This window comes from Colwellia sp. MB3u-8, assembly GCF_014076985.1.
Lineage (GTDB): Bacteria > Pseudomonadota > Gammaproteobacteria > Enterobacterales > Alteromonadaceae > Cognaticolwellia.
In genome coordinates, this window is record NZ_JACGVA010000030.1 from 100,045 (window position 1) to 115,006 (window position 14,962).

Annotated in this window: 11 protein-coding genes; 7 read left to right on the forward strand and 4 right to left on the reverse strand. The window is 37.9% G+C overall.

Translation table 11 applies throughout. The features are described from left to right. Window positions 1-109: 109 nt before the first annotated feature. Both H4J54_RS00645 and H4J54_RS00650 read right to left on the reverse strand, forming a co-directional pair. Complete coding sequence (locus tag H4J54_RS00645) at window positions 110-931, reverse strand: LytTR family DNA-binding domain-containing protein (protein WP_182188906.1); 822 nt, start codon at window positions 929-931, stop codon at window positions 110-112. Between the two features lie 15 nt (window positions 932-946). Further along, window positions 947-2,113 (reverse strand): sensor histidine kinase, encoded by a 1,167-nt coding sequence (locus H4J54_RS00650; RefSeq protein WP_182188907.1) that lies wholly within the window; start codon window positions 2,111-2,113, stop codon window positions 947-949. 597 nt (window positions 2,114-2,710) lie between these two features. On the opposite strand from H4J54_RS00650, the gene H4J54_RS00655 reads away from it, so the two are divergent. Both H4J54_RS00655 and H4J54_RS00660 read left to right on the forward strand, forming a co-directional pair. Next, a complete protein-coding gene (locus H4J54_RS00655) occupies window positions 2,711-3,022 on the forward strand; it encodes a hypothetical protein (RefSeq protein WP_182188908.1) in 312 nt (103 codons plus the stop codon). After that, the gene (locus H4J54_RS00660; RefSeq protein WP_182188909.1) at window positions 2,997-3,155 is read left to right on the forward strand and encodes a hypothetical protein; all 159 of its coding nucleotides are present in this window, start codon (window positions 2,997-2,999) and stop codon (window positions 3,153-3,155) included. Before H4J54_RS00655 ends, H4J54_RS00660 begins: the two co-directional genes overlap by 26 nt. A gap of 182 nt (window positions 3,156-3,337) precedes the next feature. On the opposite strand, the gene H4J54_RS00665 is transcribed toward H4J54_RS00660, so the two are convergent. After that, window positions 3,338-3,595 carry a hypothetical protein gene (locus H4J54_RS00665; protein WP_182188910.1) on the reverse strand — a complete coding sequence of 86 codons (258 nt, stop codon included), beginning with the start codon at window positions 3,593-3,595 and terminating at the stop codon, window positions 3,338-3,340. A gap of 847 nt (window positions 3,596-4,442) precedes the next feature. On the opposite strand from H4J54_RS00665, the gene H4J54_RS00670 reads away from it, so the two are divergent. From H4J54_RS00670 to H4J54_RS00685, 4 genes are all read left to right on the forward strand, one after another. Beyond that, entirely contained in the window at window positions 4,443-6,599 is a 2,157-nt protein-coding gene (locus H4J54_RS00670; protein WP_182188911.1) for a putative Ig domain-containing protein, read from the forward strand. Window positions 6,600-6,707: 108 nt separating this feature from the next. After that, window positions 6,708-6,944, forward strand: coding sequence for a hypothetical protein (locus tag H4J54_RS00675; protein WP_182188912.1), 237 nt, complete (start codon window positions 6,708-6,710; stop codon window positions 6,942-6,944). Between the two features lie 78 nt (window positions 6,945-7,022). Further along, window positions 7,023-10,235 (forward strand): di-heme oxidoredictase family protein, encoded by a 3,213-nt coding sequence (locus tag H4J54_RS00680; protein ID WP_182188913.1) that lies wholly within the window; start codon window positions 7,023-7,025, stop codon window positions 10,233-10,235. A gap of 79 nt (window positions 10,236-10,314) precedes the next feature. Next, window positions 10,315-11,763 carry a glycoside hydrolase family 16 protein gene (locus H4J54_RS00685; RefSeq protein ID WP_259366964.1) on the forward strand — a complete coding sequence of 483 codons (1,449 nt, stop codon included), beginning with the start codon at window positions 10,315-10,317 and terminating at the stop codon, window positions 11,761-11,763. Window positions 11,764-12,411: 648 nt separating this feature from the next. Here H4J54_RS00685 and H4J54_RS00690 read toward each other — a convergent pair. Next, the gene (locus H4J54_RS00690) at window positions 12,412-12,780 is read right to left on the reverse strand and encodes a GNAT family N-acetyltransferase (RefSeq protein WP_259366963.1); all 369 of its coding nucleotides are present in this window, start codon (window positions 12,778-12,780) and stop codon (window positions 12,412-12,414) included. Between the two features lie 317 nt (window positions 12,781-13,097). On the opposite strand from H4J54_RS00690, the gene H4J54_RS00695 reads away from it, so the two are divergent. Further along, window positions 13,098-14,957 carry a DUF885 family protein gene (locus H4J54_RS00695; protein WP_182188915.1) on the forward strand — a complete coding sequence of 620 codons (1,860 nt, stop codon included), beginning with the start codon at window positions 13,098-13,100 and terminating at the stop codon, window positions 14,955-14,957. Window positions 14,958-14,962: the final 5 nt, after the last annotated feature.

The following is a 14,962-nucleotide window of genomic DNA, read 5'->3' on the forward strand; positions in this document are numbered from 1 at the left end:
GGGATTTTAAGCGCGGTCGGTTGGTCAAAATAGGAAATGATGACATGGCCTAGAGGAAAAGATTTGTATATTGACAACTGGCGTCGTCAATATACAAATACACGTGAAACTACATATCGATTAAGAAATTTTTGATGACTTCTCGATAATTACGACTCACTTTAACTTGATCATATTCACCCAACTTAAGAAAAAACTCACCTTTAGTATGCGGCATAACTTTTTGAATATAATTAAGATTAACAATGGTTGAACGATGAACTCGCTTAAATATTTTAGAGTCTAAGTCTTCTAACAAGTTTTTTAAAGTACAACGTTTTATGTGAGTGACACCCTGAGCATGCAAACAAACATAATCTCCTGCAGCATCGATCCATTCGATATCTGTTTGTTTCAATAAGGTGATATCGTCTCTGTTTTTAATGACGATTTTACGCTCAACTTTGTTGGTATTAAGCTTAGGAAGGCTCATACTCTGCGTAAAAACACTATCAGGGTTTTCCATTTCATTGATTGAGTCTATCGCACTAATAATGCGATATTTGTTTAAAGTGTCTTCATCACTTTCACAACGGACCAACGCACGCTGAATGGCTCGCTGAATTCGTTCATCATCAATAGGTTTAAGAATATAGTCAACGGCATGCACATCAAACGCATCTAAAGCATATTGCTCAAATGCGGTCGTGAAAACCACCAGAGGAACAATATCAGATTGTAATTTTTTAATGACGCCAAAACCATCAACACCTGGCATCTGTATATCTAAAAAGAGTAAATCAGGTGCTAAGGCCATCGTTGCTTCAATCGCTTCACGACCATTTTTACATTCTGCAATAATGTCTATTTCAGGAATTTTATTTAACTTTGCACGCAAGAGATTAAGCGCTAAAGGCTCATCATCAACAATAATTGTTCTTAACTTATTCATAAATTTAACTCACCGTCATTGAGTTTGGTACTGGCTAGCAGATGTTATTTCATCAAGCGTTTCAAAAGGCAGCTTAATGATAGTTTTTAAACCACCTGATGGGATAATATTAAGGTTAAATACGTAGTCATCTACATATAATACTTTAAGTCTTTCATCTATATTACGTAAGCCGACACCTCGACTCCTTTTTCCTTTCATTTTACTACCATCAACCGCGGTTCCAGAACCGGTATCGCTTAACTCTAACACCAACATTTTATCAACAACATCAGCCCATAGACTAATAGTGCCACCCTCTTCATTTTGCGCGATAACATGCTTCATTGAGTTTTCAATGATAGGTTGTATTAATAAACTCGGTATTAAAGCTAACTTTGCTTTATCAGAAATTTTAAAATCTAATTTAAGTCGCTCGCCAAAACGGGTTTTCTCTATTTCTAAATATAAGTTAAGTGCGATAATTTCAAATTCTAACGCAATTTTAGTATCAGGGTTATTGTCCAATGAATAACGTAAAAACTTACTTAATTGTACGGTCATCCGCTGAGCTTTCTCTGGAGCTTCACATTCAATCAGAGAATTAATGGCATTGAGCGCGTTACAAAGAAAATGAGGGTTTAGTTGGTAACGTAACATTTTTATTTTTGCATCTCGGGCTACCGATTGCGCTTTCACTCTTTTTAATTGCTCTTCTTTAGCTTCTGCTGCTTTTGAAAGCAACATTTTATGCTCAAATTGCAACAATTGATAATAACGAATACCATGAAAAAAACCGGTCCAACAAAAGAAAATAAAGATACTACTAAAATACCAGCCGCCAAACTCGGCCCAATTACCAGCAGAGCTGGTCAGCTCTATATAAAGTTTGACTCGAATAAGTGTCCAAATAAAGGAAATAAAAATCACTGAAACGATGGATATCAGTAAGCGGGTAAAAATAGGTGAGTGCCAACACCTCATGAAAATCCAATATAGTGGCAATGAGCAAAATATACCAACAACAGACTGCCAAAAAGTGTGATTAAGGTGCTCGACATCGATTTGGACATACCAAAGTGTCAGTGATATCAGGCTAATTAATGAAACGAAAGACCAAAAGCTGATTTGTAAAACCCAAAATAGATACTCTGGCTTTTTTGAAATAAATTTATTGAAACGTAATAGTGGGTGGTCAGACATATTTGCTCCGAAATGATCTGATATTATACTACCCCTTCCGCCACTGATGGTCGAATAAAAATTTCCTTACTATCGTTGCTAAAGACTGTTTGATCTCATCGAGGTAAAAATAAATTAACTTAACTGAGGAATTAAGTAATTAAATCAATAGTTCATTGTCCTCAAAAAGTATTTTAGGGACTTAATTCAAGTGATTTTATATTTAATCAGCTGAAATTATTAGCTATCTTGAAAGAAAGTTAAATTGTTGTTGTTTTAAATGGTCAGACTACATGGATATGTTGAGCTCAAGTAAATTGAGAGCGAATCTATTTTAAAACCCTTATAAAAAAGATTTTATGGATAAATCGCCGTAACAGCAAAGTTTGTAGAAAACTTTCAAATAGGATCTATTTAATGAGATTTTTAACCACCCTTTCTATCCAATCTAAGTTAGTCATTGTCATGTTAATGGCCGTTGTTATATCGACCAGTATTGTTGGCTTTGTCGGCTAGTCAAAAGCCAAAGAACTGCTTATATCCAGACTACAACAATCAGATTGACCTAATCTGCTGCGCGTTTGTAATGAAGTCGACAGCGAAATTTCTGAAATGAAAATGTTAACAAAATCAATTGCCACTAACCCTTTTCTACTTGATTGGATAGGATCTGGTTCCAGCAAAGATAATAAAGCTAACGTTATTAGTATGCTGAGTAACATCGCTAAAGATAACAATTTGAGTAATGCCTCCTTCGCCGATCGAAAAACAGCTAAATATTGGAACCAAGATGGCTTTCTTCGTGTTCTCAAAGATGGCAATCTTAATGGTTGGTTTTTTGCATTCACCAATGGTAATAAAGAAGAGTCGGCAAGTACCTACGCTTATCCGAATGGTAATGTAGATGTTTTTAAACTATCAACAACTTAATGGACGAGGTGTGTCTGGATTATCTAAATCATTTAATGACATGGTTAGTTACCTAAACAGCTTTAAAATTGAAGAGTCAGGTTTAGTGTATCTTGTTGATCACTCAGGGGTTGGTAAAAATTCATCAAGATAAAGCAAAAAGTGAAAAGGCGAACCTGACTGATATATATATAAAGATATAAATTTTCAAACGCTGCTATCAAAAGAACAATTTTATTTTCAAGAAACAGAAAGTTTAATCGTGGCGACAAGCTATGTCTCAAGCTTGGGTTGGTATCTTGTTGCAGAAGCCCCTGTGTCAGGGTTGTTGTCGCCTCACTTAATTTTATAAATAAACAGGGTGTGTAAGTTAACTTCATGCGTCCAGTTTTGACTGTTTATTGTTCTTGCATCAAACTCATCATTCCACACCATTTTCCAATCAAAGACAGGCTGTTGTGGATCAATAATATCTGCTTTAGTTTCCGTGGCTGCACCACCACAGCCAGCAAGTCCTAAGGTGACCGTTAGCCCTATTAACGCGGCCAAGCCTTGTGTTTTAAATTTAACACTGCTTTTATCTACAAAGCTCACGTAAATACAAATACAATCGTAAACAAAATACTGTTATTAATTGAATATCTGTCAGCACAACGATTTACTAATTAGCATTTAAATACGGTCAGATGGGATAGTGCAAAGTTGAAATGAACAAAACAGGGTCGAACAACTTTTTTTGTTGAACTTTTTGGCTTTTGTAATGACCGCTTTATTTAGGTTTTGTATTAAGAGGCTAATACAACTTTAAAGCAAGGTGAGTAATCATCTATATAATATGATGAAGACTAAGCTCAGTGCTCTCTTTACCTATAGCTTTTTAATAATTAACACCAAAAAATAGCACCTTGATAAGTGTTAAACCTTAGTCTCTTGCCATCACACTAATAAATACCTACGCATTATCTTAAGGGTTGATTGCGCCATGAAATCGCCCATTGCGTCCAAAAAACCGCTAACAATTAGCGGATAAAATCTATTATTTATCTCCTTATACCTAACCAATCCGTGCATTTTAAATTCAAACTGTTCAATAAAAACTCAATTAATATTCAATTAATATTCAACTTTAGTGCATATTTAATAAAAACCCACTTGACCATGAAATTAGGGACGACTCACCGCTTTCTGATTGTTTTCATCATTTTTTACTGTAGTTTGTTTTTGGCTTTCTACGGTTAATCTCAGTTAAATTTAACAAGAGATGCATCATAAAATAAAAAAAAGAAGAACAAGTTTGCCTATTTAATTAGCCAAGTGAGTAACTTTAACTAAGCAGCACTGCTGCTATATATAAACCAAAGTATAACGACATAAGCTTGGTTTTATATTGTAAATACGACAAATAATTAAATGATAATTGAACAGTTTATAGGGGATATAAATGACTAATATAAAAAATAAAAAAAGCTTCAACAAAAGCATTATCGTACTGAGTTTAGGCTTAGCTTTATCTGCATGTGGAGGAAGTTCAGACGATAAAGTTGTAGAAATTATAGAAGAAATAACAAATTCCGCACCAACGATTAGTAGCTCAGCGATTACAACCGTTGAATCAGGTACAGCTTACAGCTACTCGTTAGTTGCTGCTGATGCTGATGGTGATACCTTAACAATGTCAGCCGCGAACTTACCTACTTGGTTATCTTTCGATGCATCAACAGGCGTATTATCTGGTACACCAGCAGATAGTGATGAAGGTGATATAGCGATTACCTTAAGTGTCAGTGATGGCACTGACGTTATAACACAATCATTTACCGTTTCGGTAACGGTTCCAGCTGCAATAAATAATGCCGCAGTAATTACCAGTACGGGCGTAACTTCTGCAACGGTTGGTGAAGCATATTCTTATACGCTTACTGCGACTGATGCTGACAGCGACACACTTACTATGTCTACAACAATTCCTGGAACGCTCTCTTGGTTAACGTTCGATGACACCACTGGCATATTATCTGGCATACCAGCGTCAGGTGATGTTGCAGCTACTGAGATAACCTTAACAGTAAATGATGGTACTGAAGATACTATGCAAACATTTACTATAACTGTTGCTGACGTTGCAGAAGAAAGTACAGTTGATGTCATCTCATTTGAAAATGCATCTGAAACTTATACATTTAATGATTTTGATGGTGGTGCAGCCGTCGTTATTGCTAATCCAGATGCAACAGGTATCAATACCAGCCTTCAAGTTGGACAAATGACAAAATCTGCTGGTCAAACTTGGGGCGGTTCAACATTAACATTAGCAACACCCGTTGTAATTCCTGCTAACAGCATGGTTACCATGAAAGTTTGGGCTTCACGAGCAGTTCCGGTGTTAGTTAAGTTTGACGATATGAATGCCGAGAGAACGGTTAACCATACGGGCTCAGGTTGGGAAGAGTTAAGCTTTGACTTTACTGGCGATATGAGCACAAGTGAAAGCAGGCTGACACTCATTTTTGATAATGGTGTGATGGGCGATGCTGCAGGTGATGCTGCTAATTGGACGTTCTATTTCGATGATTTCACTACACCTGCTGCGGATGAAGAGGAAGTTATAGATACTCCTGATAGTATTACTGACTTTGAAGCTGCATCTGAAACTTATACATTTGGTGATTTTGATGGCGGTGCAGCCGTCGTTATTGCTAATCCAGATGCGACAGGCATTAATACCAGCGGGCAAGTTGGGCAAATGACAAAATCTGCAGGTCAGACGTGGGGTGGTTCAACATTGACATTAGATACACCCGCAGCAATTCCTGCTAATACCATCGTTACGATGAAAGTTTGGGCTTCACGCGCCGTACCAGTATTAGTTAAATTCGATGATATGAATGCAGAGAGAACTGCAAATCATACGGGTACAGGATGGGAGTTATTAAATTTTGATTTTTCTGGCGCTACAAGTGCCAGTGAAACCAGACTAACACTCATTTTTGATAATGGTGTGATGGGCGATGCTGAAAATAACTCAGCAGACTGGACGTTCTATTTTGATGATTTTACTACCCCTGCTGCTGAAGAAGTTGTTGAAGGTAACTTTATTACTGTAGGTACACCCTATGATTTTGAAGCCGCTGGTTTAGGTAGTGATTTTGTTTGGGCTATCTTTGAAAATGAAGATAATCCAGCACTAGAGTTTGTTGCTAACCCAGGTTCGTCTTCAGTAAATGAATCAGCAACTGTTGCTATGTTTACCGCTAGAATGGCAGGTCAACCATGGGCAGGTACTGAAACAACGGCTGAAAATACTCCGCCGTTCACTATGGATGAGACTAATAGCATTGTTAAAATTATGGTTTATAAGTCTGTTATCAGTGATGTTGCTTTAAAATTCTCAGTTGGCGCTGCAGCACAACCAGAAATTAAAGTCGCTAATACTAAAATAAATGAGTGGGAAGAGCTTACTTTTGACTTCTCTAGCCGCATTGGCATGGCTGAAACCATTGACATAGATTCAGTGATAGTTTTCCCTGACTTTACTGACGGTAGAGCTTCTGATACAGAGAGTTACTTTGACAATATTACTTTTGGTCATAATGAATAACCCTAATTTTTCATAATGAACTTTGTTTTAAAAAGGGTTTACGGTGATGACTGTAAACCTTTTTTTTATTTTAATTGTTGTTCTATTTAATAAATAGGAATCAATATTATGAATAAATCAAACATTTTAGCGAATATAGTTTTTGTCTTAACAATTGTTTTAATTAGCAACATCACATTGTTTGCTCTTGCTCAAGCAAAAGAAGCTAATGCCACACAAAACAATAGTAAACAATATCAGCTGAACACCAAGCACTTTCTGGCGATAAAGAAGCCGCCCTGCTTATTTTTTATTTCCTTGGTAAGAACTTTATCTAAATCAGCTATTAACTTAGTCGATTTTTAACTGAGATCGATTAACTAACTCCACAGTATTTTTAAAAGTACGAGATTAAAAATAAATAACAAAAAGAGACACACCAAAATGAAGCAACAACTGTTCAGCGCCACTAAAAAATGGTTATCAATATCATTACTACTTGCCATAACAACAGGCTGTGGTGGTGGCGAAACTTCAGATCCTGTAATTAATAACGATATTGATAATGATGGCATTATTGATAATATTGATGCCTGTCCTAACAGCCCTACTAATACGATTGTTGATGCGACTGGTTGCGAGATTGTTGTCAACCTAGATGCTGACAGCGATGGTGTTAATGATGAAAATGATTCATGCCCTAACACTACTGCTAATACGATTGTTGATGCGACCGGTTGCGAAATCACTGTTGTTGAAATGGTCGATATAACCATTCAAGCAGAAGATTACATAAACTATTTTGACATCACGCCTGCTAACGACGGTGGTGCAAGCTATAGAAATGATCAAGTTGATATTGAAGTTACCACAGATGTTGGTGGTGGTTATAACATTGGTTATACCGATGCGACTGAATGGTTAGAATATTCAATTACCTTAGCCGCAGGTACCTATGCAATCAACACACGTGTTGCTTCAGAATCTGGTGGTGGTAGTTATACTTTATCGATAAATGGTAATACCATTGGCAGTGATACTGTTAGTAGCACAGGCGGTTGGCAAACTTTCACAACGCACAATGTCAATTCTTTTAATGTAAACAGTGGCACACATACCTTACGCCTTGATGTTAATTCTGGGCCATTTAATCTCAATTGGCTGCAAATTGTCAGTATCATTGATGACGATAACGATGGTATTGCCAACGATTTAGATAGCTGTCCAAATACACCATTAAACACCTCTGTTAATGAAGTGGGTTGTCCTGATTCAGATAATGATGGCGTTTTTGATAATCGAGATAATTGTCCCGCTACCCCTGAAGATACCTTTGTTGACTTTTTTGGTTGTGAAACGGTAAAACAACTAATTGAAGTAGCCTTTAATAATGACATCCTTGTTGGTGGAGCTGATAGTGAACAACCTGGCTTTACTTTATATGTTTTTGACAATGATATTGGCTCCCAAGGCAGTAATTGTAATGCTAGCTGTGCAACAAATTGGCCACCTCTGCTGGTTAGCGATGGTATCGCTTCAGGTGTTCCTAATTTATCGGTAATTAGCCGCGATGATAGTACCAAACAAGCTGCTTATAATAATAAACCGTTATACTTTTTCGTTGGTGATACTGCAAAAGGCACAACGGAAGGCGCTAACATAGCCGGTTGGGATACCCAAGAATATGGCCTTTTTGGTGATATAACTCCTTTATATACATCAAGCACTGAACTAGAGCATGCCTTAATCTATGAAACAAATGATTCAGTGATCACCAAGTTTGCCGATAGAGGTCGTGATCGTCACGCCAAAGAAGACCAGTTTCAGCAATACGATCATTACTTGTCTCATTACTGGACGCACAGAACAGCCCGTTACAAGTTTACTGATTATGTTGCCAAAGGCGGAGCTTCAATAGTCATAGAATGGGTAACTGAATGGCAACTTGAAGCATTAGAATTTAGAGCATGGTATTCAGGTATGAATACCGTCGCCCAATACCACGGTAATTATGAGCCTAATGTTGTTACTGAGGGGTATGGTACTTATAACGATGACCTTGTTCAAACAAGTACCAGTGGTGATCAATATAAGTATTCCTTAACAATAAATGAATTTCGAGGTCTCAACGGTAGTAACGAGCCATTAGCTATTGGCCAACACATGGAAATTGAAGTGAGTCAATTTTTACTTGGTGTGCCTGAAGGTCGTTCAAATTATTACGGTACAACTTACCTTTATCAAGTAGGTAAGGGCGGCATGGTTCCTTGGAAAACAGTGGGTGATTTTAACAACAAAGCATCAGAACGTGAAAATTCACATCCAATTGCTAAAGCAGGCTGGTTAGGCGGAAATACAACGCTACCCTATCAATATACGAATGAACCTAATGATCACTTTATGCAAATGGCTACCAATTTATCCAGCTTAAATGGTCAACCATTTGTATTAGGGCGTCGAATTCACCACACTTCTTTTGTGGATGGACTTCACGATGAAGATCCAGCCAATGGTGTTTTTACTGAAATGATGGGTAAAGCAGGGACGCATTTTGTTAATGAAAGTTGTGCAAGTTGTCATGAACGAAATGGTAGAGCAGCACCAGCCCCTATAAATATCCCTTTAGATAAATGGGTATTTAAAATTGCTGATGCTAATGGTAACCCAGATGCACAGCGCGGCAGTGTACTACAACCTTCAAACACAGGTAATGTACAAACTGAAGGCACTGTTGCCATTTCATCTTGGACAGAAAGCAATGGTTTACGTTCACCTAATTATAGTTTTTCAAGTGGAACTCCTGAGAAGTTTTCCGCTCGTATTGCACCGCAATTAGTGGGTTTAGGTTTATTAGAAGCGATTCCAGAGGAAGCCATTTTAGCGTTAGCTGATGTAAACGATGAAATAGCACCTTTTGGCATTTCAGGTAAAGCGCAAAGTTCAATTGATCCACTAACGCAAGAAGTTCGATTAGGTCGCTTTGGCTGGAAAGCAGCCACATCAAGTATAAAACATCAAGTGTCTGCCGCACTTAATACCGATATGGGCGTGATGACCTCGCTACTCACTTCTCCTGATTGTGGATCTGCGCAATTAGACAGAAATGAATGTGGCAATGCCCAACAAGAGTTAAGTGACGATCATTTGAATAATCTTACCAAATACATTGCTTTACTTGGCGTGCGAGCGCAACGTGGTCTTGATGAACCACAAGTGCAATTAGGGCAAGCCTTATTTAGCGATATTGGCTGTGCTGATTGCCATACACCAACCTTTCAAACCAGTCTTTATCACCCATTTAGTGAGCTTAGAGATCAAACGATTCACCCTTATACAGACATGTTATTACACGACATGGGCGAAGGGCTAGCTGATAATCTTGGAGAAGCTAATGCTACAGGGGCTGAATGGCGAACAACACCGTTATGGGGCATAGGCCTGTCAGCCTGTGTTACAGGTGGTGTTATTAACCCCGTTGGTGGCCAAGGTAATGAAATTTGTACACCTGTTCATAGTTATTTACATGATGGTCGAGCCAGAACCATAGATGAAGCTATTCTGTGGCACGGCGGCGAATCGAGCAGTTCAAAAATGAAATATGAAGCGCTGTCTGACTCTGAAGAAGAGGCGCTACTCGCCTTTTTGAAATCGCTATAACAGGCTTAACTAAGCCGGTTATTAACTCATAACCGGCCAATTAATTACAATGGCATATAGTAGGAAGTATGAAATTAAAATGAAAAAAGTTAATGGATGCAAGAACACATATATTTCAATAATAAAACAAAAAACCAACCAAAAAATGAAATTACTGCTTTGTTTATCAAGTATGGTCATTACTCCTGCTTTTGCTGGTTGGGAAGTTGATTTTATAGATAAATTTTCGGGCACCGGTGTTAATTGGAATAACTGGAACGCACAAATAGATGCTAATTTTAATAACGAAGTACAGTGTTATACAGACGATGATAGCTCTACTAATAAAAACTTTGATGTATCCAACGGTACCTTAAAAATTATAGCGCGCAAACAACAAGTAAATTGCGCAGGATTAAATAATCAATTAAAGAATTGGACGTCAGGTAGGCTTAATGGCAAAGACAAACAAGAATTTCTTTACGGTCGTATTGAAGCGCGTATACGCTTTCATAATTTGGAGGGTGGCACATGGCCAGCGTTTTGGATGCTAGAAAACCGTATTGCCGAGAGCCCAAGAAAAAATGATGATGATTTTTCTCACTGGCCAAACCCTGGCGCAGGTGAAATTGATGTTTGGGAATGGTTTTCCAATAGCCCAAGTACCTATATCACCAACTTCTTTAATACTGGAGGTGGTAACTGTGGTAATGAAATTAGATTTAATTACCCTAAGGGCGCCAGTGATGTGCTCAGCTGGCATGACTACGCGATAGAGTGGGATGACAATAACATCGCCTTTTATATGGATGATACCTTAGTAACCTCGCATAATGTTGCAAATTGCCCACAATATAAAGAGCCTATGTTTGTTTTGCTCAATGTGGCTATGGGTGGAAACCTAGGGGGTAATATTGACTCAAATCTTACCAAGGCAACCATGGAAGTTGATTATTTAGCACACTGTACAGCCACTAATCAAAATAATGCTGACCGTTGCAATGAAAGCACCCCTCTGGTTTATACTGATGATGATAACGATGGTATATCCAACGATATTGACTTATGTCCAAATACCGCTTCTGGCGATACAGTTGATGTTAATGGCTGTTTACTTAATGTTGACAATATAGCCCCGGAAGTCTCGTTATCAATGAGGCAAAATAATATTGTTGTTTCTTCAATAGACATATCTGATGGATTAGTCGAAATTATTGCCAATGGCACAGACGAAAATCCTAGCGATATTCTCGGTTATTCATGGATAATGGGAGGAGCTATCCCATCTCCTGCCATTATGGGTGAAGCCATTAGTTTTGATCCTGCTTTTATGGTTGAAGGTAGCGTACACAACATTGATGTTACCGTGAGCGACAATGGTGAACCTGTGCTTTCAACGTCTACGAGCCTACAATTTAGGGTAAAAGACAGCCAAGTTTCTCCTATTGCGGGGGCGACTGATAATGAAAGCAGCTCAAAAAGTAGCGGTGGTACATTCAACTACCTACTATTACTGATGTTAGTCTTGTTTCGACGAAAACATCATTAGTAGCACAAAATTTCTAGTGCAGAGTTAGTAGCAAACAGTTAGTCGAAAAGGTGTTCTGTTGTTTGGGCTTTACTCATCAAGTAGGCAAGCCCTTCATAGCATAGCAATAAAACACCCATAGAACATTTCAAGCTGATTTTTAATTATTACCACTATATGAATGGCGGTTTTTTATCAAAGCCGTTTGTTATTCCTTTATCATTTCGTTAAGTGAGGAAATGATAAAGGTTAACTATTTTGGCGTCGGCTTGCTGTATTGATACACTTCAACGTGACTCTACTTTTGTAAACTCAATGTGAAGTGGTCAAGTAATAGTACAACCAAGGAAAGCTAAAATCAGATGATTGTGAAGCCCAAAGTTCATATTTTGTAACATCTCCTGTTGGCACACTCCAATTTACTTTATTCATACCATAACAATGTTCATTAAAGACATTAAATTCTGGTGGCACGAAAGGAATAGTTGCTAAATCAAATTTAAAGTAAGCAAGCTTATTGGGAGAACCTGTTCCAGAGTTGTTTACTTTATGTTAATAGTTCATCCCCGTATCATATCCCTGCCCCAGACTTCTAATTTAAAAAATGGTTAATCGAATGATTGCCAATATTGTAGATTTTTAAGCGGTTAAAGCTCGGCTATTTTCTCATTATGGCTGACATTGCCAGCGCATTTGATACTCGAGTTTATTGCTATCCATCACCACAAAGTCATGGCGTAAATATAACTGCTTAGCCGGATTTTTTAACAATACATTTAAGGTAATAGCGAGCTGTTTTTCTTGAGCTTTACGCTTAACTAACTCAAGCACTCTGCTGCCGATTCCTAAACCTTGATATTGCGGTAATAACTGTAATTGACGCAGGTGAATTTTATCAGCAAACAAGCCTAATTTTAATAATCCAATCGCTTTACTTTGGTATGAAATAATATACGAATCAGAAAAAAAATCATCAATGCGCAGCATATGGGCCGTATCATCAAGATACAGTCCAGCATATTGTAAATGCTTGTTCATCGTTACTTTTCGTAAGCTTAACAGAAAAGCTCTATCGTTTATTATTGCCCGTCGAAAGCTAACCATAGCTGCACGCTTTTGGCTAAGGTTATTACTGGCCAATACTTTATTTATTTGTCACCTCGAAGGCGAATAATTTATCCATCAATGACACTACTATAGCAAGTTGATTAATGAGGTAAACCATAAATTTCTTATTTGAACTATGAGAGAATAACTGAAAGTCATCGCAAAAAAACCACCATTGGGCGCGGCATGCTTGATCGCTAACGAAAGATAACGGCAATATAGCGCATAAACTAAAATAGGACTTCAACATGACCTTCAATAAATCACTTCTTGTTATATCTATTACCGCGGTACTATCCGTTGCTTGCAGTAATGAGACTATAACACCCGTTGTTAAAGGCAATAATGCGCTTGCAATGCCATCTACATCAGCACAACTTAATAGCACAGCTGAGGCTTCTCAAGCAGCAAATGAGTTATTTGACACTATTTTTATGGAAGGCGTTAATCGTAATCCTGTTAGACAAACCTATCTTGGTATTAAAACTGACTACGATAAGTGGCAAGATCTATCAGAGGAAAATAGTGCTCAAGAGCTCGAATTTGCTAAACAAGCGCTGCAACGAATTCAAGTCATTGACATCAATAATGTCGATAAACAAACCCAGTTGAGCTACCAGCTACTTTCACAAAAATTAACACAAAAAATTGCTGACTATCCTTGGCGTCACCATAACTACCCTGTTAACCAAATGTTTGGGGTTCACTCACAAATACCCGCATTACTGATTAACCAACATAGTATTCAAGACACTAAGCAAGCCCATGACTATATTGCCCGGGTAAAAAACTCAAAACTGTTACTGGAGCAATTGGTTGATCAACTTAAAATCAGAGCGGATAAAGGTATTATTGCCCCCAAATTTGTTTTTTCTCATACCATACGCGATGCAAGCAATTTACTGGTAGGTGCCCCATTTGATAATAAAACTGACAGTACTTTATTCGCAGACTTTAATAAAAAAATAGCACAATTAGAGCTCTCTGATGAAGAGCAACAGTCCTTAACTGATGAGCTAGCAAACGCCTTAACCACAGAGTTTAAGGCCGGCTATCAAGCATTAGTCAGCTACTTAACTGAACTTGAAAAACAAGCTGATGATAACTACGGTGCCTGGAAATTTCCACAAGGCGATAAATTTTATAATAATGCCCTAAACCGAACAACCACCACTGAATTAACCGCAGATGAAATTCATAAAATTGGTTTAGATGAAGTTGCACGCATACATGATGAAATGCGCGTGATCATGAAAAAGGTTAACTTTGAAGGCTCATTAAACGAGTTTTTCCAATTTATGCGCCACGACCCACAATTTTATTATGCTGGCGATGAAGCTGGCCGTCAGCGTTATTTAACTGAAGCAACTGACATCATTAATACTATGAAAGGTGAGCTAGATCAGTTATTTATTACTAAACCAAAAGCAGACTTAAAAGTTAAACAAGTTGAAGCGTTTAGAGAGAAATCTGCGGGTAAAGCCTTTTACCAACAACCCGCCCCTGATGGCTCACGCCCTGGTATTTACTACGCTAACCTTTACGATATGGCAGCCATGCCAACTTATCAAATGGAAGCACTCGCTTACCATGAAGGCATTCCTGGCCATCATATGCAAATAGCGCTAAAACAAGAACTTGAAGGTATTCCAAAATTTAGAAAATTTGGTGGTTACACCGCTTATAGTGAAGGTTGGGGTTTATATTCAGAGATGATCCCAAAAGAGATTGGCTTTTATCAAGACCCTTACGCTGACTTTGGCCGTTTGGCAATGGAGCTATGGCGCGCCTGCCGTTTAGTGGTAGATACTGGCATGCACAATAAAAAATGGGATCGTACAAAAAGCCTAGCGTATTACATGAATAATACACCAAATGCAGAGTCTGATGCGATAAAAATGGTTGAACGTCATGCCGTTATGCCTTCACAAGCCACAGCATATAAAATTGGCATGTTGAAAATTGTGCAGTTGCGAGCCAAAGCAAAACAACAGTTAGGCGATAAGTTTGATATTCGCGAATTTCATGATGTTGTCTTAACCAATGGCGCAGTACCGCTTAACGTATTAGAAGCTATGGTTAATGACTACATCGCATTAAATCGTTAACGCTA